General features: G+C 51.0%; 26 protein-coding genes and 2 pseudogenes. 5 read left to right on the top strand and 23 right to left on the bottom strand.

Annotated features, from left to right (window positions below):
- Positions 1-251: 251 nt before the first annotated feature.
- On the bottom strand, positions 252-428 hold the full coding sequence (locus tag C1N59_RS23385) for a hypothetical protein (RefSeq protein ID WP_185200640.1): 177 nt from the start codon (positions 426-428) through the stop codon (positions 252-254).
- The gene (locus C1N59_RS23380) at positions 406-1,059 is read right to left on the bottom strand and encodes a glycine-rich domain-containing protein (protein WP_394551558.1); all 654 of its coding nucleotides are present in this window, start codon (positions 1,057-1,059) and stop codon (positions 406-408) included. The genes C1N59_RS23385 and C1N59_RS23380 overlap by 23 nt, the downstream gene beginning before the upstream one ends.
- A gap of 108 nt (positions 1,060-1,167) precedes the next feature.
- Here C1N59_RS23380 and C1N59_RS23375 point away from each other — a divergent pair, with 108 nt between their 5' ends.
- Positions 1,168-1,662, top strand: coding sequence for a phage tail protein (locus C1N59_RS23375; protein WP_394551556.1), 495 nt, complete (start codon positions 1,168-1,170; stop codon positions 1,660-1,662).
- A gap of 659 nt (positions 1,663-2,321) precedes the next feature.
- On the opposite strand, the gene C1N59_RS23370 is transcribed toward C1N59_RS23375, so the two are convergent.
- The 17 genes and pseudogenes from C1N59_RS23370 to C1N59_RS23290 all read right to left on the bottom strand — a co-directional run bounded on the left by C1N59_RS23370 (position 2,322) and on the right by C1N59_RS23290 (position 12,448).
- On the bottom strand, positions 2,322-2,918 hold the full coding sequence (locus tag C1N59_RS23370; RefSeq protein ID WP_058702818.1) for a tail fiber assembly protein: 597 nt from the start codon (positions 2,916-2,918) through the stop codon (positions 2,322-2,324).
- Positions 2,918-3,973, bottom strand: coding sequence for a phage tail protein (locus C1N59_RS23365; protein WP_394551554.1), 1,056 nt, complete (start codon positions 3,971-3,973; stop codon positions 2,918-2,920). Before C1N59_RS23365 ends, C1N59_RS23370 begins: the two co-directional genes overlap by 1 nt.
- Positions 3,970-4,577: pseudogene (locus C1N59_RS23360) on the bottom strand (phage tail protein I). Before C1N59_RS23360 ends, C1N59_RS23365 begins: the two are co-directional and overlap by 4 nt.
- Positions 4,570-5,477, bottom strand: a pseudogene (locus C1N59_RS23355) (baseplate assembly protein). The pseudogenes C1N59_RS23360 and C1N59_RS23355 overlap by 8 nt, the downstream one beginning before the upstream one ends.
- 3 nt (positions 5,478-5,480) lie before the next feature.
- Complete coding sequence (locus C1N59_RS23350; protein ID WP_172913629.1) at positions 5,481-5,831, bottom strand: GPW/gp25 family protein; 351 nt, start codon at positions 5,829-5,831, stop codon at positions 5,481-5,483.
- The gene (locus C1N59_RS23345; protein WP_394550288.1) at positions 5,828-6,412 is read right to left on the bottom strand and encodes a phage baseplate assembly protein V; all 585 of its coding nucleotides are present in this window, start codon (positions 6,410-6,412) and stop codon (positions 5,828-5,830) included. Before C1N59_RS23345 ends, C1N59_RS23350 begins: the two co-directional genes overlap by 4 nt.
- Positions 6,413-6,503: 91 nt before the next feature.
- Complete coding sequence (locus C1N59_RS23340; protein ID WP_080752832.1) at positions 6,504-6,974, bottom strand: phage tail protein; 471 nt, start codon at positions 6,972-6,974, stop codon at positions 6,504-6,506.
- Entirely contained in the window at positions 6,904-7,179 is a 276-nt protein-coding gene (gene lysC / locus C1N59_RS23335) for an Rz1-like lysis system protein LysC (RefSeq protein ID WP_226374589.1), read from the bottom strand. The genes C1N59_RS23340 and lysC overlap by 71 nt, the downstream gene beginning before the upstream one ends.
- Complete coding sequence (gene lysB, locus C1N59_RS23330; RefSeq protein WP_394550285.1) at positions 7,061-7,495, bottom strand: Rz-like lysis system protein LysB; 435 nt, start codon at positions 7,493-7,495, stop codon at positions 7,061-7,063. Before lysB ends, lysC begins: the two co-directional genes overlap by 119 nt.
- The gene (locus C1N59_RS23325) at positions 7,492-8,001 is read right to left on the bottom strand and encodes a lysozyme (RefSeq protein WP_394550283.1); all 510 of its coding nucleotides are present in this window, start codon (positions 7,999-8,001) and stop codon (positions 7,492-7,494) included. Before C1N59_RS23325 ends, lysB begins: the two co-directional genes overlap by 4 nt.
- Positions 7,985-8,209, bottom strand: coding sequence for an HP1 family phage holin (locus C1N59_RS23320; RefSeq protein ID WP_033739930.1), 225 nt, complete (start codon positions 8,207-8,209; stop codon positions 7,985-7,987). Before C1N59_RS23320 ends, C1N59_RS23325 begins: the two co-directional genes overlap by 17 nt.
- A 5-nt stretch (positions 8,210-8,214) precedes the next feature.
- Complete coding sequence (locus C1N59_RS23315; protein WP_033739932.1) at positions 8,215-8,418, bottom strand: tail protein X; 204 nt, start codon at positions 8,416-8,418, stop codon at positions 8,215-8,217.
- Between the two features lie 655 nt (positions 8,419-9,073).
- A complete protein-coding gene (locus C1N59_RS23310) occupies positions 9,074-9,241 on the bottom strand; it encodes a hypothetical protein (RefSeq protein ID WP_226374750.1) in 168 nt (55 codons plus the stop codon).
- Between the two features lie 227 nt (positions 9,242-9,468).
- Positions 9,469-11,571 carry a replication endonuclease gene (locus C1N59_RS23305; protein WP_394551552.1) on the bottom strand — a complete coding sequence of 701 codons (2,103 nt, stop codon included), beginning with the start codon at positions 11,569-11,571 and terminating at the stop codon, positions 9,469-9,471.
- Entirely contained in the window at positions 11,568-11,795 is a 228-nt protein-coding gene (locus tag C1N59_RS23300) for a TraR/DksA family transcriptional regulator (RefSeq protein WP_394550281.1), read from the bottom strand. Before C1N59_RS23300 ends, C1N59_RS23305 begins: the two co-directional genes overlap by 4 nt.
- Positions 11,795-12,013: a DUF2732 family protein gene (locus C1N59_RS23295; protein ID WP_394550279.1), complete on the bottom strand. Its 219-nt coding sequence runs from the start codon at positions 12,011-12,013 to the stop codon at positions 11,795-11,797. Before C1N59_RS23295 ends, C1N59_RS23300 begins: the two co-directional genes overlap by 1 nt.
- Positions 12,014-12,079: 66 nt before the next feature.
- Entirely contained in the window at positions 12,080-12,448 is a 369-nt protein-coding gene (locus C1N59_RS23290; RefSeq protein WP_394550278.1) for a hypothetical protein, read from the bottom strand.
- 426 nt (positions 12,449-12,874) lie between these two features.
- Here C1N59_RS23290 and C1N59_RS23285 point away from each other — a divergent pair, with 426 nt between their 5' ends.
- A complete protein-coding gene (locus tag C1N59_RS23285; RefSeq protein WP_054633073.1) occupies positions 12,875-13,459 on the top strand; it encodes a phage repressor protein CI in 585 nt (194 codons plus the stop codon).
- A 100-nt stretch (positions 13,460-13,559) separates the two neighbouring features.
- On the opposite strand, the gene C1N59_RS23280 is transcribed toward C1N59_RS23285, so the two are convergent.
- Complete coding sequence (locus C1N59_RS23280; RefSeq protein ID WP_394550277.1) at positions 13,560-15,104, bottom strand: methyl-accepting chemotaxis protein; 1,545 nt, start codon at positions 15,102-15,104, stop codon at positions 13,560-13,562.
- Between the two features lie 919 nt (positions 15,105-16,023).
- Here C1N59_RS23280 and C1N59_RS23275 point away from each other — a divergent pair.
- The 3 genes from C1N59_RS23275 (at position 16,024) to C1N59_RS23265 (ending at position 18,812) form a co-directional block, all read left to right on the top strand.
- Entirely contained in the window at positions 16,024-17,952 is a 1,929-nt protein-coding gene (locus C1N59_RS23275; RefSeq protein ID WP_394550276.1) for a methyl-accepting chemotaxis protein, read from the top strand.
- A gap of 279 nt (positions 17,953-18,231) precedes the next feature.
- Positions 18,232-18,489, top strand: coding sequence for a hypothetical protein (locus tag C1N59_RS23270; protein ID WP_033739939.1), 258 nt, complete (start codon positions 18,232-18,234; stop codon positions 18,487-18,489).
- A gap of 125 nt (positions 18,490-18,614) precedes the next feature.
- Positions 18,615-18,812 (top strand): hypothetical protein, encoded by a 198-nt coding sequence (locus C1N59_RS23265; protein WP_394550274.1) that lies wholly within the window; start codon positions 18,615-18,617, stop codon positions 18,810-18,812.
- Between the two features lie 105 nt (positions 18,813-18,917).
- Here C1N59_RS23265 and C1N59_RS23260 read toward each other — a convergent pair whose 3' ends face one another.
- From C1N59_RS23260 to ycgZ, 3 genes are all read right to left on the bottom strand, one after another.
- Positions 18,918-19,190, bottom strand: a complete 273-nt coding sequence (locus tag C1N59_RS23260) for a biofilm development regulator YmgB/AriR family protein (RefSeq protein WP_394550273.1) — start codon at positions 19,188-19,190, stop codon at positions 18,918-18,920.
- Positions 19,191-19,321: 131 nt separating this feature from the next.
- Positions 19,322-19,591, bottom strand: coding sequence for a hypothetical protein (locus C1N59_RS23255; protein ID WP_033739952.1), 270 nt, complete (start codon positions 19,589-19,591; stop codon positions 19,322-19,324).
- 133 nt (positions 19,592-19,724) lie between these two features.
- Entirely contained in the window at positions 19,725-19,964 is a 240-nt protein-coding gene (gene ycgZ, locus C1N59_RS23250) for a regulatory protein YcgZ (RefSeq protein WP_394550776.1), read from the bottom strand.
- Positions 19,965-20,282 lie beyond the last annotated feature (318 nt).

Raw genomic sequence — 20,282 nt, 5'->3', positions numbered from 1 at the left:
TTAATAACCCTGAAGAAATAATCCGGCCAGAAATAATTAAAAATATTCAATCTTTCCATGGTTAATTTTTAATTTATATTTTTTTGAGGGTTATTTTTAAAAATATACTTCAGCATAAGTTTATTAACGCAATCCATAACAGTTGAAGCCATAACCTGGAATCATTTACTAATCATTTTATAAGCATCTTTTTGATGTTTATGGGATTTAAAGTAAGACCCGCTGTCGCGGGTCTTTTTTCGAAGTGATGTTCATTTCCTGGGTGGCACGAACATACCTTTTACATACTCCCAACCTTCTTCAGGCTTAATTTCACACTCTGTGATATCAACCCACTGGATAGAAGGATGGAACAATTCCGTTATATCATCTTCCGTTGAAAATAGTTCTCTTACTGTACTTTTTTCAATTCGCGCATAGTTTTTCATGCATATTCCTCAATGATAATAATGCCATCGCCACCGCTCCCTCCATTTTGAGCAGAAGAATTACTAACAGAAAATGCACCACCGCCGCCTGATCCAAACGCGCCAGGATCACCAGACAAAGATGAGCCTGCAGCAATAGGATTTCCCCTCCACAGAAAAACGATGCGCCACCACCTCCACTCTCATAGCCCGAGCTTAAGGTAATTGCTGGGGTTCCTGCAGAGCCTCTGACATTCATGTGATTACTACCATAGCCAATACCACTGCCGCCGTTAGAAAGTAAGCGATTCTCTCCGTAGTTAAATGCCGTACCACTTGCCGCTCGAGCACCGCTTGATGCAGAGAGGTATCTACCAAAACTGCTGCTTTGCCCTGATTGCGGCTCGTTACCACCGACTCCACCAGAACCACCCTTTCCGACGGTTAGCAATATGGGAAACTCAAGCTCATCGACTGAATGCCAGGAGATAGCGGTACCACCCGCCCCTCCACCTGAGCCAACCGCTCCCTGATTTGCTCCAACTGCAGAAGTCCCACCGCCACCGCCGCCGCCTCCTGTAACGATTATTTTTAGTAGTCTCGCGGTCGGTTTTGCATAAGTCGTATTTTGACTGAAAATATTTACCTTCAATAATCGGCCAAAAAGCTTTTCGTCTAAACCGAGGTTTGTATCCTCTTTTTATTATTGGCACAAAGCCCGGAAAAACTTTAAAACCTCGGTTTGGGCGAAGGCTCTGCTTTGCCGGTTGGTGTGCCGGTTCCATGGCCGTCTGAAATACCACCATCAGGCTGGTTGACCTGTAATGGTGATACTTTTAGCGCAGCTGATTACCCGCTTCTGGCGAAAGCCTATCCATCACTTAAATTACCGGATTTACGTGGAGAGTTTATTCGTGGCTGGGATGGTGGTCGTGGTATCGATAATGGAAGAGGGATCTTAACATCGCAGCAGTCTACGACCCTCAGAACAGCGATGCTCGATTATTATAATCAGGACGCAACGGGCGCTAATGGTGTAGTCGGGCTAGGATTCAAAAATGAAGACTCATTATTTGATATGCAGCAATCTGACTTTAAAATGCCAGATGGAACTAACCCGAATAATTATGAAGGCGCGATTTCAGACAATGGTATGAGTTCAACCATTATTACCTCTATAAAATCTGGAATATCCAAAGGTATAACTACCAGGCCACGCAACTTAGCATTCAATTATATAGTGAGAGCTAAGTAATGACTTATATACATCCTGTTTTAGAGTTCTGTTTAGGAGATAATGAAAGCTGGGTAAGGGGCTGGCAAAAAGTATGAAGTCTGTATGACAAATGTCGACAAGCATTGATGATGTGTTATTGAATGATACTAAAATATTATATTGCACCGAAAGATTGCAACTTTCTTTTGTGATATTAGCGGCAATATAAAGTCGAAAATATTATCTTGTCTAGCATATGATAATCCAGTAAAAGCCGTCGATGTATCGACGACCCTGGAATATTAAAATTTATCCGTACCAGCTCGAAATTGATATCGAAATAATTACAGATGCAAGGATATTTATGTATCTGTAATTTGCAGGGATTTTTTTAGTTGAACATCTTTCTGCGGAATAAAGTGGCTGGCTTTTTTAGTATAAAACAAGCCATGGTTAAGCTCACTATTGAAAAGATAAATTATTCATTTTTTTAAGATGACGTTGACTTGGTTCTGGAATTAATCTACTCAAATAATATTTCAATAGAAAATAATTGTTGTATTTCTACAGTTTCAAATGGCCTAAAAGACAAGTGGGTTTCTATTGTTTCCCTGTCCAAAGAGTGAAAAATTCTCATAACCAAGCTGAGTTAACAGATAGCGAGCCTCGCTATCTGTCATTCTTGAGGAACACTTTAATTATTCCGGTTTTTGCGGCCAGTTAACTTCAGGTGCCGTCGATACATCGACGGCTTTCACTGCAGACTTGTATGCCATCCACGCTGATAGTTTTGCTTTGTCATTATCGCTAATGTCACCAAGCAAAAGTTCAATCTTCCAATCGGAGATTGTCTTATCGATACTATTTAAAATATCTTCTCGATGTTTTTCTGCAATTTTTTTATCGGCTTCATGTTTAAGCGAAAAATCCTCAACCCAGTTTTCACCATCCCATTTACAGTACTCTGAAGCTGGAACTTTTGAAGTTGTATTGGTTGGGTAATCACCCAGTTCAGTTATAATAAATGATTCTCCTGTCTCAGTGTTGTAGACAGTTTCACCGCGATGATCACTAATATATTCCCATGCAGAAAGGTCTTTAGTTCTGCAAACCTTCATGCCCTCTTTTTTTTCTAAGGGAGCATCGACACATGAATTAGCAGGAAGTCCTACTCCTTTAGCAAGAGTTTCAGTGATAGTTGAAAGATATTCACGAGAAACACCATCATAATTATAAACACTAATTTCCCCATAGTTAATAGCTATGAGATTTTTATCCAATTGAGCTCTTAACATTATGCAGCCCTCAAAATATAATTAAATGCAATGTTGCGTGGTCGTGTCTCTGATCCACCCGTGTTTTCCATAAAAATATAAGTGTGACAACGATTGCCCGGTTGGTTTGTGACATCAACAGACTCACTATTTTGATCTGTATAGGCAACAATATTGGGTGTTGGAGTACCATATTCGTTAACAAAACGGTGGTTATGTGAGCGAAACGCATCATCCTGTGCAGAAAGCACTGTTCTTCCGTTATCAATGTTACGCCCATCATCCCAGCCACGTATAAATTCCCCACGCAAATCCGGTAATTTAAGCGATGGATAGGCTCTAGCCAGAAGCGGATAGGTGGCAGCGCTGAAAGCGGCACCATTACACTTTAGCCACCCAGTTGGCGGATTTTCCGAAGGCCAGGGAACCGGCACGCCAACCGGCAAAGCAGAGCCTTCGCCTAAACCGAGGTTTTTGAGAACCTCCGCCACCAGCCCCGCATCTTTAATCTCTGCCAGCGCTTTAGCCGTTTGCAGATACTGGCTATGAGGGTTTGCCGCATCGACATGCTTCTTCATCACGTCGTCGGTATAGGCTTTCACTTCGATGACTTTGTCATCCACATACTGGCGCGTGGCCAGCACCACCGAAGGATCAATCTTTAATGTGACGGCACTGGTGCTGTTCACGATCAGAATCATGCGCACGGTCTGGGTACGGCCGCTGCCTTCCTGAAGTTGTGGCTTGTAAGTCTCCGCGCAGTTTGCCACCGCAACCATAACGCCATCGGCGTCATACAGGCCAATTTCGCGGATCCAGAAGCCGCCTTCACCTTCAGGGATAATCTGCTCAGCAATGATCTGGCTGGTGTTCGCCGCATCCACCTTCAGTGAATTCAGTGCGGCGCGTCGCTTTTCGCCGACCAGTTTGGTCTGTGCAGGATCGGGCGTGGGCAAGGTGCCGCCGCCATCCCCCACCGCCATTTGGGTGATTTGCAGTTGGGTACCCAGGGCCGCGGCATTGGCCAGCTTAGCCGCGCCCTGATTGGTCAGTATGGCAAAATATTTCGTTGTCATGCTCTCACTTCCGTCAGGTCAATAAGATGGACCGCTGCGCCGGTGTAACCGGAACCGCCTGCGGTGATAACTTCAGGTGTATAGGGATAAACGGTAAGCTCATCGCCACTGTAACTGGCGGCCGCAACAGGAACGGTGCCGGTGCTGTCCAGATTGATGGATAACCCCGTCAGATGACGGCTGACCGGCTTGGCATCGGCAATTAATCGCTCCAGCTCGTTGTACATGGCCTCAGTGATACCGGTTTCCAGCACGCCCACGTCCAGGCGGAATGTGCCCGGCGCTTCGTTGGTGTTCCACCATTCCTTGATGCGGATTAGATAGCCAAGCGGCTCCACCACACGGCGCAGCGATCCAATCGTTCCCTTGTGCTTATGGATGTATTCCGATGCGGCAACCACGCTGCGCTTGGTGCTTTCGCTCCAGCCTGAATCCCAACGGTCAACCGACCAGGCCCAGGCCAGATAAGGCAGCAGCTCGACCGGGCAGGTCTGAGCATTCCACAACATGCGCATCGGCGCAGGGATGGCCTCCAGCGTTGCGCAGGCTTCCGCCGCCGCCACTTCCAGTGCCGAAGATCCGGTGGCAGCAGGCGTTTACTCATCAGAACCTCCTACCGTGATCTGATAACCGGTGCAGAACGCCGCCTGGGTTTTATCCAGCACCACATCCGCAGTCGGCTGCGCCAGTTCGACACGCTGTACGCCTTCGACGTGCAGGGCGGCGTAAAGCGCAGACTTACGGATATCGCGGCCCAAACGTGCCTGGGTGTTCACGAACGCCTGCAGTTTTGCTTCTGAGGCAGCGCGAATAGGTTCGGCTTCGGGCCGGGATAGAGGTACAGCGTGGCCTCGACGCGATAATCCACAATCTGAGCCGACTGAACAGTGACGCGGTCGGCGACCGGTCGTACATCTTCATCGTTCAGGGCGGCATCCACGATTGCCAGCAGATCGTTATCCGCCACGCCGTTGCCTTCGCGTGACAGCACGGTAATGGTGACGCTGGCAGGAGACGGACTGATGGCGGAAGCATCGGCGACGCGTCCGTCGGCACTGCGCGCATGAAACTCATAGGCACCCGATGGCCCTGCCACACTCAGCCCCTCAAAGGCGGCAGCAATGCGGGCGCGAAAATCTTCGTCGCGCTCCATTACGGCTTCAACAGGCGGCGTGGCGGTGGGATCTGCAGCAGTCAGTACCAGCCGCGTCACGCCGTTATTTGCGCCCAGTTGATCCAGATCGCTGCCGTTGGCCCAGGCAACCATCACCGCCTTTGCCGCCTCGTTAACGCGCTGGCGCAGGATAACTTCCCGGTACGCGTTCTCCTGCAGGAGCTTCACCAGCGGATCCGACTCCAGCGCCAGTACGCGGGCAACCGACGCCTGCTGGTCAGCAGGATAGAGCGAAATCAATGTCGCCTTGCGTTCCGCAAGCAGCGTTTCATAGTCCAGCGTTTCCACCACATTTGGCGCAGGCAGCTGGCTCAGGTCGATAGTAGGCATGATTCAACTCACAGGGACGGTTAACGAAAAATCCTGCGCGGTATCCGCACGGTTGCCGGTGATTTCCACCACCATCCCGCCGTCAAACGCAGACTCAAAATTGATGCCGGTCAGGCTGATGCGCGGCTCCCACTGCAGCAGCGCCATATAACAGGCCGACATGATTTGCAGACGCAGCGTGTCGTTTTGCGGCTGGTCAATCAGCGCCGACAGTAGCGAGCCATAATCACGGCGCATCACCCGCGACCCGAGTGGCGTGGTTAAAATGTCGCGCACGGATTGTCGGATGTGATCCAGCTCTTCCAGCGTCGTACCCGTTTCGCGGCTCATACCGCTGTAGCGTGCTGTTGTCATAATGGCGCTCCTGTTGTCCCACCGCTGTCGCCCGGATGTTGGTGCGTATGCAGCACTTTGCCATTGGAGGCGAAACTGCCGCCGCTGTGCGATACGTCGCCCTTCATGGTGCCGCCCTGGGTGACTTCCAGCGTGGCGGTTTTGAGTAACGTTGTGCACTCCACCTCGGGCGTATCCAGCAGGATTTTAACGGTCGCCTTGAGAGTGGCAGTCTGGATCCCCTCCGCTTTCAGCGCGCCGGTCTGGGGCTCATATTCAATTACCGCCCCATCGGGAAAGGAGCAGTGCAGCGCATCCGCAGAGGCCGATGGCGCCGGACTGGCATCCGAAAACACACCGGGCAAAACAAAGCCGCTGTTCAGCTCGCCGCCCAGGCTCATGATCAACACCTGCTCGCCAACCGAAGGGGCATTCCAGGTACGGGTGCGTCCCGCCCGGGCTGTCAGCCAGTGCAGCCAGTCAGTGGTGTTATCACCGGTCTTTACACGGCAGGTGCCCGCCTCCAGATTGACGTCGGAGACAGTACCGATGCGGACCATGTTGCGCAGCAAGCGCTTGATTTCTAATATTTGCTCGTTCATGGCAGTAGTTTCACGTTGCAGGAGAAAAGCAGCAATCGAATGCCGTTTACTCAGAAATGACTAAACAGCGCCTCAGCAAAAGCGGCAGTGGCTATGCCTTCCATTCGCTGACCAGCTTGCCTTTGATATACAACTGCCAGGGCCGCGCATCGTTTTCTGGCAGCGCAGGTTCCGGCAGATGCGTGATGTGTAATCCACCTTCCTGCTGCTCAACCCAGACACGTTCGGTCAGCTGGAGCGTGACCGTCACGGTGTGCTTCCCCTCGCCCGTGGCATCGAGCGTGAAGGTAAAGCCGGTGCGGCGTTTTTCCTCCGACACCATGATGTCGGGCTGGTTTTCCCGCAGCCAGGCCAGCACGGGCACCATGATCAGATCAATATCGTCGGCATACTGAGTAATGACGACAGCCAGCTGAAAGTGGTATTCAAACGACAGCGAGCTGGCGAGGGTGGAGACCAGACTGCCGGACTGAATATCGATGGTCAGGTTGTCAGGATTTTGCTGTAGCAGCGGAACGCTGTTTATCAGCACCTGACGGAGTTGGGTTGCTTTCAACATCATGCTGCTCCTGGCACGCTTTAATCATCTCTACCTGCAACCCGCACGATGCGAGCGCAGCCTCTAACTGGCGGTTATCTGCCGCCAAATCACCCTGCGTTTGCAGGCGGTTCTCCGGGATGGGGCAACTGGTCACGCGTGGACAGCCAGTCCAGATAATCTCGGGCATTGCTGAAGGCGGGACGGCTGTGCAGCCGGATAACGTCAGCAGGCAAAGCAGTCGCACTCCAGGCACGTAAAGCGGGATTCGCATCGGTTTCTCTTCTGATTGTCGTTTCGCGGTTCAGCGCCTGAGCGCTGGCCTGGTTTTGCTGTAGCCGCAGTTCGGCCTCACGTTTTCGGCTGGCCTGACTATCCCGGTTGAGTTGATCGATGGCCTTCTCCCGGTTGCTCAGGTCGGCGGCCAGCGCCGCGGCCTTGTGCTGTGCCTTGTCCAGCCGCGCCTCGATGACGCTGAGACGCCAGCCGCCGGCCCCCAGTGCCGCAAGTAACGTCACGATCGCAATCACCATCAGTCGCATCATCCTGCCCCCTTCAGGCACCAGGCCATTTCACGCTGGCGACGGTTATCCAGCCCGGCGTTATACGTCCCTTTGACATAGACCCAGCGTCTGAGCTGCAGGCAGGCATCGCGCCAGCGGCCACGGTTAATGAAGCCCGCCAGCGAGGAGTTACAGGCGGCATGTACGCCGACGTTAAAGCCAAAGGACACCACCGCGTCGTAGACCTCGGATGGCATGTCACGTGTCATGCACTGATCAATGCCGCGCTCAACGCGCATGACGTCATAAACCAGGTTGACTGCCGCCTGGCGCTCGTTCACCACGCTGGCAGGCGTAACACCCTGCGTATGGCCAATGCCATTAGTCCAGACGCCGGCGCTGCACTGATAAGGTGACGTGCGGCACCCTTCGGCATCAGCAATCAGCCTGAGTCCGGCTTCGGAGGTTTTTAGCATCTTGATTTGCGGTAGCAGTGCGGCCATGGCCAGCACGGCGGCGACGGCACATCGCTTAGCGGTCTGGCTCAAAATTCAGCCCCTTAACGTTGCGCTGCTGCAGCTCGTAGGTTTTGCGGCGGTAATACCAGTTGATAAAAAAGGTTGCGACATTGATGCACATCGTTAACACAGCAACGCCAGAGCCCACCATAAAAGCGATATCCTGTGGTGTGTGACGTCCAAACCACATCAGGACAATCCCGATGAGGTAATTAATCAGAGAACTGATTTTTTCCATTGGCACTAATCCCACAGATTGAGCGTCTCACCAGTAGCCGCCTGGGGCAGATCCGGTAAGACCACTTTGCATCCGTGCGGTAAGGTTGGGCCTTTTTCTGCCAGGCCAGGATTGGCGGCATAAACCTGTTCAACCGCCTGCTGCGTGCGTCCGTAATAACGCCAGCAAATCTCATCAACCGTTTCTTCCTGTCGTGCATAAATCAGCATTGATTGGCCCCTTATGAGCATAAAAACCATGGTTGGCTGGGCGAAATGTTGTCAGCGGTAGCCTGCATTACCGGCACCGCATCGCCAGGCCATATCTCCTGTCGCAAAAGCAGGTTTCATAAAGCTCAGGCCATGCGGTAAACAGGGGACATGTGCTCAGCGCGGCCTGCGTTGCCAGCGCGCGACAGGAGTAGTGTCTGCTTCAGCAGCGCATTGCTCAACGCGGGAGCGCCCGCTCAACAGTGAGCGGGCAAAGGCAGTAAAAATGGGATGAATCCGGCTAAAAAAACGGCAGGAAGGAAGAAAAGCGCGCGTTTTAACGATGAGGTTCAACGACCGGAAGAGGCAATAAAACGGGAAAGGAAGGTGCGTGTTTTAGCCGTGATGATCCGCAGGCGGAAGAGGCAGCGAAACGGGAAAGAAAAATGCGTGATTAACGATGAGCGTCTGCGGCCGGATGAAGCAGTGAAACGGGAAAGGAACGTGACAACTACCTGGCGTTTTTTGTGGCCTGACATGACAGAAAGGAACGCTAAAGACCGATCGAAGTGAAGGTCTGTTTGCCCGGACCGCTGCCCGCGCCTGAGCCCACATCATCCTTTGGGTGGGCTCAGGCGACAGACAACCCGCTGACGTTACAGTGAGAACGCCGGCATCATGGTTTTTTTAAAGGCGTAGCCGAAAAGACAACGGAAAATCGGTTATCGGAAAGGGTGTAGTTAGCTGCGAGTTCAGCAATCAAATTTAACGCAATTTCCCTGTCTCGTTCGCCGCAGGCCCCTTCACTGGTGAGCCTGGCGATAAGCTCAACGCGCTCAAGCATAACTCGCTCATGTAATTCATTTCCCACAATTCCCTCCCCCAAAATAAACACTGTACATACATACAGTATCATAGCATTGATTAACTGTGGAAGCGTTTTAAGATAGTTGGTAAAAAATTATATCATGTTGATAGGCATCAACTTTTATTAACCTTCCCTTAAGACAAACCTGCGGCACTGACCTGCAGAAGCGTAAGAAAAATCAATAGATTTTTACTGTTTATAGTTTAAAAATCTGGCCTTTTAACCCACCTGTTTTCGTCCGGATCAGGCCAGGCCTGCCTGTCACGATAACGCGGCGGCACCGTCAACGCTGTCCGGCTGTCCGGCTTAAAAACCGTGCCGGAGAATGCGACAGACTGGGTTGTGTGTGGGCACTGAAAAGGCTTCTGACCTGTACCGTTCCCGAACCCGACTTTATTCCGCGCCTCCGCAGATAATGTCCCGCTATCAGAAAGAAGATATGTCTGAGACGTACAGTTATTAACAGAACTCCAAGACCGCAACGCCGGCTGCGGTTTCTGGCCGTTCTCTTCTTCAGCGCGTTTAGGCACAACTTTCCATGTTTTCAGCCGGGTCAACACGGGCGCGCCGGGCCCTGTCGCCGTGGCATAAACACCTTTAATCGACTGCGTTTCCTCGCCAAAGGCATTACAATTTTCATCGGGCTGATACCAGACACGCACGGTAAGTGCGTCACGTTTAACGAAGGGGCCGCCCTGGGCATCGGTGTACGCTGCCCATTGACCGGCATCAGCCGCAGCATGTACGGCAGCAAACGCCTCGCCCGGACCATGAGCGCTTTGCAGATCAGCCAGGCGGCGCAGTTCGCGATAAACCGTGACGGGTGCACCGCCAATAAACTGAAACTGGCGGATACGCCAGCGGGCCGCCCAGGCCGAGACGGCCATCGCCGTTTCCTTCAGCGGCTTTCCGCTTTCATGATCCCGCTCGCCTTCGAGCGCATAGCCATCAATGTTTTTTGCTACGTATTTAGCGATATAGCCTGTCGCGCTGCCTTTTGCTGGGTCAATGGCTTCCGCATGAAAACGCGCTTTGCGTGCGCGGGCGCTGTTCAGCTCATCGCTGTCCTGCTGGCAGGCATAATCACGCAGGATCTCACTTACCCGACTGACGTCCTCAGGGCGCATAAACATCAGCATGTGCCAGTGCGGTGTACCATCGTGATGGGGCTCAGCAACGCGCAGACCAAAAATACTGATGTTATTTCGATGCAGTTTGGCACGGACTCGCTGCCAGAGCGTGCAAAGATAGCGCTGCGTGTCCGCCGGGCTGGCCCCGTTCCATTTCGCATTGCGGTGGCCCGTTTGCAAGGTGGCGTGATAGCGAGAGGGGGCGGTTAAAGTATAAAACTCCGCCCGGAAGCCCATATTTTGACAAAGGGTTTCAAAGCCACGAATGCGTGTCATGAGTTCCGCACGACGAATGGCTGGATTGGCCACACTGCCGTCATATTTTTCGATCAGGCTGATGCGGTTTCCCTCCTCATCTTCCAGATCCATACTCTGCAGGAAGTCACGAGTGCGTCGACGTTGTTCCCGCCATTCCGCGACCGCCATCGGGCTGGCATAAGGTGACCGCTTTTTGCTGACGTTGGCTAAGGCAATATGCAGATGTTCTCGCCAGAAGGCGCTGAGACGACGCAACTGTCCTTTCCACCATTTCTCTGCCTGCATACGCAGGATGGCGGCGGTAACATCGTCGGGACAGAAGAAGCGAGTACTGACCGTTTCCCAGAGCGGTGGCGTTTGTCCCAGCTCACGGGTGATGATAGCTGCGGTTGTGTAGAGGTGATGGACATAACGGTAATCCGTCCTGTCACTGTTGCTGGCATGCAACTGCACCAGTTCTGCATGAATAAAGCTGGCAATATCGCCCGCGAGTAAGTCAACATCAGCACGGGACATATCCGGCAGGCGGTTAAACCGCTTCATCAGTTCCCACAATGTGCCGGCCGCTCTGGCTGCACCTTGCGGGCACGACAGCGTTCGGGATAGCTGCGCCACGATGCCGGGACGCATGGCATGCAACTGGTAGCGCTGGTTGACTGACTCAACACGCGGTAATGTACGCTCAACAAAGGTTTTTGCTAAGTACGCATTAGCCCGGGCTGTGCCCTGTTGCTTTTCAAGTAACGCCATGCGACGCCGGACGTCCAGTTGCACCATCCTGGCCTGGGCGTTAAGGGTTTTCTGCCCATGCAGCCACGCCGCAATCAGGCGATCGCGGTGTTGCTGCTGGTCATAAGTGGGATATGGGCTGGCAATCGCCAGCAGGGGTGCATTCCAGGGGTAAGCAAAAGTCATCATCGCGCCTGTCCGTGGTGAAGACGTGTGCGCAATTCGCTGACTTCCTGACAGGACAGGCAGCGGGTGACGCCCTGAACGGCGCGACGGCGCGCCTCGGGAATCGGTGCATCACACTCTTCACAAAACGAAGCGCTGATTGCCACGGGCCGTTGCGTGACCTGGGCAATATTGCGCGCCAGGATTTCTTCGCTGCGCTGCTGCGCGACATCAATGGTATCGGTCATCAGCGCAGCGCTCCTGATTCGTTTTCATAACGTTCAGCTTCGTTGCGCAGCAGTTCCGCAGCCTCAATGCCTTTTAATGTCTGACGCGTAATATGCGCCGCCATAACATTCAGCCGTCTGGCGACCGCCAGTGCGCAGGCTTTTCTTTCGTTATCAAGCAGTTTATTGAGGGTAAAGGTTGTGGCGTCATTCAGTGAATGGGTTTCGCTGTTCATCATTTCTCTCCAGATTTTGGGCAAAGTCATGCCCGACGGGTTTACGTCATTGCGTTACGATTAGGTGGTTTATTCAGGCAAAAAGCAGTCCGCCGTTGAGAACTGTCGCGGCAATATCTTTCCCCAGCGCGCCAGCTTGTTCATCGCCATGATGATGCGTTCACGACGTAACTGATCGAAACACTCGAAAGGTTTGCCAATATCTTCCTGCCTGAAACTGCCGGGCCAGTCACGATTGACCAGCGTTAAAACACAGAATTTGAAATCGTTATTTTGATGATTGAAGTACCGCAGCGCAGGGTTACGGTTGCGGTCGCGCAGCAAGCGCCAGCGCTGACGAAATTCATCAAAGGTCATCTTTTCGCTGCTGCCGTTGTCAAAACGCGCTTCGGCATGCGAAGCGGATAGCGGGCTTTTTATCTGGACGGTGCGGCTCATTGTTTTCCTCCGATAAAGTTTGCATCGGGTTTGACTGACCAGTCGCCACCGTCACTGACATCATGGTGTCTGTACCTGATGACGGATTCGCGCCTGTCTCATCGCTGGCTTTTGTTAAGCATTAAGCGAAACGGTAAGACAACTGGCCTCGGTGTCAGCACGACAAGGCGTTAAACCACTTTCACTCACATCTTGCGTGCAATCGCGGCGCTTACCGACACAATCGCCCTTGTTGCCTTATCTCACCGGTGCTGACCGTTACACGCAGACAGGTGAGCGACGCGATAAGGTTCCGGCATGACGATTGTAAAAATGGGCCTCATCAGGCAAAATCTTTCGTTATCTGATAAAGCCGCCTGCTGCTGCATCAATCAAAAGCTAACTAAAACCGGAGGATACTTAGTCTAAATCTAAGTGTCAATGAAAATGAGCGTTTATACTAATTTCAAATTTCCGAACTCGAGCGCTGAAGCTCTGGATCGCGTTGTCGATGCCTATGGCTTTACCATGAAAATGCAGCTTGCAGATCACCTTGGAATTGCCGCAAGCAGCCTGTCTGCACGCTATAAACGTGATGTTTTTCCGTCAGATATCGTTTTGCAGTGCGTTATGGAAACGGGGGCGGACTTGCAATGGTTGATTACGGGTAAAGGAAGTAAGTTCTCAGAAAGCAAACCTGACACACCGACACTGGTTAGAAAAAGACTAATCAGCGGAAAAATCGAGGATGCGGGTTATGTGATGCTGGATAAAGCCTTATATGCGCCCCTGAAGCAGGAACCGCGCAACGCTTTTTTACTGTTGGCCGAAACCACGCAATACATCATCGATACTGACTTCGAAGATATGCATGACGGCGTCTGGTTGGTCGAAATTGAAGGCACAGCCAGCGTCAGAACGCTGACGCGTATTCCGGTCAGGAAAGTCCACGTCAGCGGGATTGGCGTGGCCTTTGATTGTGGGATTGATGACATCAAACTGATTGGCCGGGTTGTACTGACCATTCAGTGACAGGCCCGATTGCCTGGCGACGCGGGGATGTCCTGTCGTGAGGCTGGGCAAGCCAGACTCTGTGATATAAAAAAGGGGCGTTACCGCCCCTGTTAAGCGATCAAACCTGAAATGCTTCAACCATGCCGCGTAAGGTGTGCGCCTGCTCTGACAGGGAGTGCGAGGCGGATGAGGATTCTTCAACCAGCGCCGCGTTATTCTGGGTGACCCCATCCATCTGACTGACGGCAACGCTGACCTGCGAGATCCCCTGCATCTGCTCTGACGAAGCCATTGATATTTCATCCATTGCGCCCGCCAGTGCATTGACCATGCCAACGACCTTCAGAATACTTTCTCCGGTTCCGGCGGCGACATGAACGCCGCTATCCACCTGTTCCACCGCATGTTCAATCAGTTCCTTGATCTCTTTTGCGGCAGTGGCGCTACGCTGTGCCAGGATTCTGACCTCGCCAGCGACGACGGCAAAACCGCGCCCACCCTCTCCCGCCCGCGCTGCCTCAACCGCCGCATTTAACGCCAGAATATTGGTCTGAAACGCAATGCTCTCAATTACGCCTGTGATGTCGCGTACTTTTGTCGCGCTCAGGGCGATGTCATTCATGGTATGAGACATGCGCTGGACTTCGGACTCGCCGCTGCGCGCCAGGGTTGCAGCCTCGCGGGCAACGGTAGCCGTGTGTTGTGCACTGGCCGTATTGCTCTTCACCGTGGCGGTGAGCTGCTCCATACTGGCCGCCGTTTCCTGTAGGGCCGCAGCCTGCTGTTCTGTACGTGATGACAGCTCAGTATTGCCCTGAGCAATTTCATCGGATGCCGAAGCGACGGAGCCGGCGGTCTCTTTGATTTGGCTAACCAGACGCCGCAAACTGGACTGCATATTCGCCAGAGAAGCAAGCAGACTGGTTGAATCGTTGGCACGCAAGGTGACCGGTGCGGTTAAATTGCCGCCGGCAATCGCCGCAGATAATGCCTGCGCCTGAGCAGGTTCACCACCGAGCTGACGCATCAGCACGCGTATAATCATATACCCCGCTGCGACGGAAACGACCACCGACAGGGAGGCAAGAATCAACAGAATCAGCGTGGCCCGGCGCACATTTTGACTGGTGATTTCAACGGACTTTTCACTGTCTTCCATTTGCAGGCTGGTCATCTCTTTCAGCGACTCAAGTAATTGCCCCTGCAATGGCCGAACCGTTTTTATCAGATAAGACGTCGCGTCCTGCTGCTTATTTTGTAAGCCAAGCTGGCCGGCATGTTCCAGCGCCGCCAGTACCGGGCCCTCGCTACTTACTATCTTATCAAAGGCCTCTCTGGCCTTTGGCGTTGAATCCCTGGCAACCATTGCAGCCAGACGCTCACGGTTCTCTTTATAGCTCGCTTTTTGCGTGACAATACGTTGCCACTCTCGCTGCATTTGGTCGGGATCCTTAATCAGGGCAAGGTTACGCACAATGACGGCCATGTCACGTAACCCACCGTACATGTCCATCCCCACACGGTATTTCTTCATTTTGACATTTACGGCTTCATCCATGCCGTTACGGGCATTATTCATACCGGTATAGGCCACTGAGGTGCAGATAATAAACAGCGTAATTAAAAGGCCAAAACTCATCGTCAGGCGCGTTGAAATTTTCATTATGGACTCCCTGCTTATGGTGAAAAACAGATATCGGTTAAAAAAGAAAAATCCACAGTAAAAATTAACACAACCTCAACAAAAAAAATAATAAATGATTGATAATTATAGCTTTTAAATAAAAACAAAATTAATTTGACGAATATTAAATCTTAAACTAAAAGAGAAGAATTTCATTTAGAAAAAGAGAATAAAACATTGTATTGGTTACTTTCGGGCGATAAGAAAAAATATTCAATCGTGGTTAACAGGGAAGACTCGCCGTTTGCCGCTGCGGCGTCAGAGCGTGCCTTACCGTGTACCACTTCTTCACTGTAAACAATACTTAAGCGCAGGAAAACACGCAGGCGATGACGCACGCAGCGACACAAAACGCGGCACAGAGATTGCAACACAATCCTCAGCTTCGAAAACGTCTTGCGGGAGTAAGCGGAATGTATGTTTAACCGGTATTGAGCACGTGGCGATACTCATCATAAGTCATATGGCTTTAATTATCTGACCAGAATATTACCCGGTAAAAGCCCTGTAAGACTTTATTGTTGACTAAAAAATAAGGATCGCCATTATCGTCACCCCTCAGGATAACTTTAATTTTTTTTTCATTCTTTGCGAGCGAGGCTGCTTTTTTATAACAAGCATCCCATACATACCTATTTATGATTAGATGAAAATTAAAAAAGAAAAATAATTTGGCTTAGCCACACTGAAAAGAAAATTTAGTGAATCTTTAACATGATAAACAGAAGAATGCACTCTATACTGTCTTTCACTGTGAAAAATGGGTCTCGCCCTGCCGTTAAATCAAACAGATCGTTGATAATAAGCGAAAAATTTCCATTCTATTACAGTAAAAACATAACATAATTATATTTTGATGATTTTATCAAAAGACACCACTCCACCTGGACCGTAAGTAATGAAAAAGATTCTCGACAAACTCGGCCTGCCGACAAAATTTCTTATCCTCGGTATTTTTGCTCTGGTTTTATTTATATTACCTACCTATCTATTTATTCAGACGGGTAATGAAGCGATTAACGTAAAAACACAAGAGTTACAGGGCGTACCGATCGAAAAAGATATCCTGACATTACTTAACCTGATACAGCGCCATCGTGCGGAAAGCGCCATCGCTATTTCCCAAAATAAGCTGGATAACGCACCACGCGTAGCGCTGGCTTCTCAGATCGATGCAATGTATGAAAAAATAGCCTCTGAATTGCGTCAATATGATGCCAGCGCACAACCCACTCAGCGTTTTTTAAACGTTCAGACCGCATGGTCACAGCTACAACAGGACGTGTTAACGGGGAAGTTAACGCTGTCGAGCAGCCTGACGCATCATGCCCAACTCATTCAAAACCTGCTGGACACGAATCAAGACATTCTTGATTTGTATAGTCTCTCTTTAGATGCCGACCTGAATACTTATCAACTTATTATGAGTATTTATGGCCGCCTGCCAGAGCTGACCGAAACGCTCGGGCGCATCCGGGCAAGTGGTACGTCCATCATTGCGGCGGGGGATAAAGCTGACGAATCCTATCGTGGCGCCATGGAATATCAACTTGAAGGCGGCCGAAATGCACTGGAGAAATTCAGTAATGTACTGAATAAAGCCTTTACCGTAGAGCCAGGACTGAAAACTGACTTTGCCGCGCAGGCGCAGGACGCCTATCAACGTTCGGCCAGCGTGCTTAAGATGGCGGAAAACGTCTTTATCACGAAAACCGTGCAGATTACGCCTCTGGACTACGTAAAAGACTTTACCCAGGCGATTAACGCCTATAACGATCTTGGCACCAAACTCAGCCAGCAACTGGCAATCACGCTCAACGATCAAATCGATCAACGTCGTCATTCGCAGTATATCCTGCTGGCCGCATTACTGGTGTTAGCACTCATTGCAGTCTTTGTGGCGTTTATGATTAGTCGTTCGGTCACGCGCCCTGTAAAAGAGGCGGTGGCAGTGGCCAGTAAAGTTGCAGCGGGTGATCTAACCACCGTAATAACGGTATCGGGCAATAATGAGATCGCCGAACTGCTGAATGCCCTGGCGCAGATGCAGCTACGTCTTTCGCTGTTAGTGACCAGTATCAAAAATAACGCGTCAACCATTGCCAACTCGTCGGAAGAAATTGCGATGGGTAATAACGACCTCTCATCGCGTACGGAGGAACAGGCCGCCTCGCTGGCTGAAACCGCCGCCAGTATGGAGCAACTGTCGTCCATTATTAAACAGAATGCCGATAACACACGTTACGCCTCCGATATGGCCGTATCGGCGACTAATGCGGCCTTAATGAGTGGTGATGCGATGAACGCTGTCATGGCGACAATGCAGAAGATTCGTGGCAGCTCAAGCCAGATTGAGGAAATCACCGCCGTCATTGACAGCATCGCCTTTCAGACCAATATACTGGCGCTTAACGCCGCCGTTGAAGCGGCTCGCGCCGGCGAACTGGGTAAAGGATTTGCCGTAGTAGCGGCCGAAGTGCGCGCACTGGCGCAGCGCTCAGCCGGTGCCGCGAAAGAGATTAAAGGTCTCATAGAGCAATCTGTCGTTCAGTCGAATGAAGGCTTAACGCTGGCGCAGGATGCGGGCAGCAAAGTTAAGCAGAGCGTAGAGGCCATAGAGCAAACCTCTCAGCTGATTCGCGATATCTCATCATCGTCTGAAGAGCAGAGCAGCGGCGTAAGCCAGATTAATATTGCCGTTAACCAGATGGATCAGGTGACACAGCAAAATGCAGTACTGGTTGAGCAGTCGGCGTCATCCGCAGATGAACTGGCAAAACGGGCCAGTGATTTGCGCGACATGGTTTCTGTGTTTCGTACAGCCTGACCGCCTGCTCAGTTAACCGGCGATGCAGCAGCATGACCGCCAGAGCCCGGCACTGCCCGGGCTCTTTCTTTGGCAAAGATGAAAAATACGTCAATGTACAATTGAATGATTGCTCAAAGAAACTTATTCTGTTGCCCGCAAAAAAAAGCCAGTAAAGGTTTTCGGTGCCATTGCAGTGCCGCCTGCACATCCGTGCAGTCTCATTTTGATGCTGAGCAAACCCCCACTGGAAAAACCTGTGCTAATCTTTCGGTCTCAGAACCGCCTTCCGGGGAGTATATGAATAACGTTTTTGACGAAAAAATGACGGACATCATCATCGGAGAGATGGTGACGCAGCTACTGAATGAGGATGCGGCAATTTCCTGGCGCCTTCTCCTTGAGCGGCTGCAACAGCTTCTGGATACCGAAAGTGATGAGGTACGCATTCGCGCAGCATTGCGGGCCATTGAAGAAATCCGTGCGGAGATGATTTCTCGTCCGGCTGAATCGCAAACGACAGAACTCGGTGATCTCAGTATCCATCACCTTCATTAAGTCGCTGCCAGGCAGCGGCTCACCCTACTTTCTGAAAAACGCTTTGCACGAGTAAGCGCCTTGAAAGGTATTCACATAACCGACGCGCTGATTAATAAAGGCACGTTTTCGCTGACGGAGGTCGAATGAGTGATGACACCGCCATGCAAGACATCTATTCCATTATTGGTACGATAGTTGCGCGTTTGCTTAAACCCGATGGCGAGCTCCATCTTCAGGATATTGTCAGTTCACTGCATAATTACAGTGAACAGAGCACAGAGCAGCTTGAAAAGAAAGCGTGTCAGGAAGCGATACGCCTGCTTTCCCGACAGTTTCATTAAGATGATGAAGCACCGGACTAGCGGTGGCACCGATACCGCTTTATCAGTACAGGGCGATGCGCTTTTATTCCATGACAGATTCAGCGAGACCGCGCAGGCTGTATCTTACGCATCGTCCCTGGAGGATGTTCGCCCCACAACAATTTCCAGGCAATGGCGTAACACGGCCAACTCGGTGCTATCTTCCGTGCATTCCAGTTCGGCAATCAGACGTATGATGATGGCCTTACTGGTCACCTTTTGTCCCTGAATGACGATGTCACGAATCACCGCATCCAGCACTGCATTTTCAGCCTGAAGTGTGTCACCCGCACGGCGAAAGAGATGCAGTATTTCTGCTTCTGTCGTGTTTTGCTCAATGTCGATAATATTCGGCATGATGATCTTCTTAATCTGTATCTGTGAAGGTAAGTGACGTCATACTGACTGTTCAGTGCTGCAATCCTGCGTGCATACCAGCAACCGCTGCGTTTTTACCCTGCATGCATCGCCCTGAAGGCCGCCCGGACTTAGTGCTTACGACTGTTGTCCGGAATGCTCTGACCAAATGCCAGTACGGTGGCATCAATCGGGTCACGTGCGGAGGCAAACTCGTTGCGAACTTCCGTGAGCGCCATTTCAATAGCCTCGTGCCGCTCGTCGTGAGTTTCATCCCGGAGCATGATCTTAAGTCTGTTTGCCAGTGTCGCACCACTGATGGTGTCATTGCTGTCAAGCAACGCGGTAATCGCCTCGCCCATGACAATTTCAATAAGTTTCTCTTGTTTATCTTTTTGCATACCCGCATTCCTGATGACATTGTGCCCCTGTAACCGGGCAAACCAGCCTCAAATGCTCAGGCCTCTGATGACCTGCTTATTTGACCATCAGATTACTGCTGCGGGACGTGAATGCACGTGTGAGTCGCAGCGTTCAGCGGTCAAAAAGCATACTAATCAGTTTCTGATAATGTTGCTCTTCAAGCGGACTGGCCGACTGACTCAGTCTACGAATCAGCGCGCTACAAATGGCCTTACGGTTAAGGCTTTTGCCTGCATGAAGGATCTCCACGATGACCTGACCCAGCGTCGCTTTTTCGTAAGGGAGCGTGTCGTTGCCAAAGTAACGGGCAATATCGTGAACCGTATTGGACGTATTTTCGTTCTGACGCATCATGAATCTCCCAAATGAGAAATAGTATAAACGTTAGTCAACGCAATGTTCACTAAACTTATACAACATCTGGAAAATTGTACAGGAATTCTCTTAACTGGCTGGCAGGGTTATTGTGCATAAAGTGCTATATCATACTTAACAGTCACTTGCGTAAGTATCAGATCGCTAACCGTCTTACAGCGTTGTGATTACACACAGGGCAGAGGCGAGGCGGTAAAGCAGAGGCAGAGAGGTCATTGATTACCTTTTCTTGACTAACTTGCCAACGTTTGGCTATGTACGGTCGTCATCCTCTTCCGGATTAAGACGAATAAC

The organism is Pantoea sp. SGAir0183 (assembly GCF_043545505.1).
This window is presented reverse-complemented; position numbering and strand designations above follow the sequence as displayed.

Excerpts from the sequence above, each read along its gene's own strand:
- C1N59_RS23260 (WP_394550273.1), bottom strand. The coding sequence starts at position 19,190 with ATGCCGAATATTATCGACATTGAGCAAAACACGACAGAAGCAGAAATA.
- C1N59_RS23310 (WP_226374750.1), bottom strand. The coding sequence starts at position 9,241 with ATGCTTGAGCGCGTTGAGCTTATCGCCAGGCTCACCAGTGAAGGGGCC.
- C1N59_RS23340 (WP_080752832.1), bottom strand. The coding sequence starts at position 6,974 with ATGATGTTGAAAGCAACCCAACTCCGTCAGGTGCTGATAAACAGCGTT.
- C1N59_RS23385 (WP_185200640.1), bottom strand. The coding sequence starts at position 428 with ATGAAAAACTATGCGCGAATTGAAAAAAGTACAGTAAGAGAACTATTT.
- C1N59_RS23345 (WP_394550288.1), bottom strand. The coding sequence starts at position 6,412 with ATGAACGAGCAAATATTAGAAATCAAGCGCTTGCTGCGCAACATGGTC.
- C1N59_RS23285 (WP_054633073.1), top strand. The coding sequence starts at position 12,875 with ATGAGCGTTTATACTAATTTCAAATTTCCGAACTCGAGCGCTGAAGCT.
- C1N59_RS23315 (WP_033739932.1), bottom strand. The coding sequence starts at position 8,418 with ATGCTGATTTATGCACGACAGGAAGAAACGGTTGATGAGATTTGCTGG.
- C1N59_RS23270 (WP_033739939.1), top strand. The coding sequence starts at position 18,232 with ATGAATAACGTTTTTGACGAAAAAATGACGGACATCATCATCGGAGAG.
- C1N59_RS23295 (WP_394550279.1), bottom strand. The coding sequence starts at position 12,013 with ATGATGAACAGCGAAACCCATTCACTGAATGACGCCACAACCTTTACC.
- C1N59_RS23365 (WP_394551554.1), bottom strand. The coding sequence starts at position 3,973 with ATGACAACGAAATATTTTGCCATACTGACCAATCAGGGCGCGGCTAAG.
- C1N59_RS23305 (WP_394551552.1), bottom strand. The coding sequence starts at position 11,571 with ATGATGACTTTTGCTTACCCCTGGAATGCACCCCTGCTGGCGATTGCC.
- ycgZ (WP_394550776.1), bottom strand. The coding sequence starts at position 19,964 with ATGCGTCAGAACGAAAATACGTCCAATACGGTTCACGATATTGCCCGT.
- C1N59_RS23370 (WP_058702818.1), bottom strand. The coding sequence starts at position 2,918 with ATGTTAAGAGCTCAATTGGATAAAAATCTCATAGCTATTAACTATGGG.
- lysB (WP_394550285.1), bottom strand. The coding sequence starts at position 7,495 with ATGATGCGACTGATGGTGATTGCGATCGTGACGTTACTTGCGGCACTG.
- C1N59_RS23320 (WP_033739930.1), bottom strand. The coding sequence starts at position 8,209 with ATGGAAAAAATCAGTTCTCTGATTAATTACCTCATCGGGATTGTCCTG.
- C1N59_RS23255 (WP_033739952.1), bottom strand. The coding sequence starts at position 19,591 with ATGCAAAAAGATAAACAAGAGAAACTTATTGAAATTGTCATGGGCGAG.
- C1N59_RS23275 (WP_394550276.1), top strand. The coding sequence starts at position 16,024 with ATGAAAAAGATTCTCGACAAACTCGGCCTGCCGACAAAATTTCTTATC.
- C1N59_RS23350 (WP_172913629.1), bottom strand. The coding sequence starts at position 5,831 with ATGACAACAGCACGCTACAGCGGTATGAGCCGCGAAACGGGTACGACG.
- C1N59_RS23280 (WP_394550277.1), bottom strand. The coding sequence starts at position 15,104 with ATGAAAATTTCAACGCGCCTGACGATGAGTTTTGGCCTTTTAATTACG.
- C1N59_RS23300 (WP_394550281.1), bottom strand. The coding sequence starts at position 11,795 with ATGACCGATACCATTGATGTCGCGCAGCAGCGCAGCGAAGAAATCCTG.
- C1N59_RS23265 (WP_394550274.1), top strand. The coding sequence starts at position 18,615 with ATGAGTGATGACACCGCCATGCAAGACATCTATTCCATTATTGGTACG.
- C1N59_RS23290 (WP_394550278.1), bottom strand. The coding sequence starts at position 12,448 with ATGAGCCGCACCGTCCAGATAAAAAGCCCGCTATCCGCTTCGCATGCC.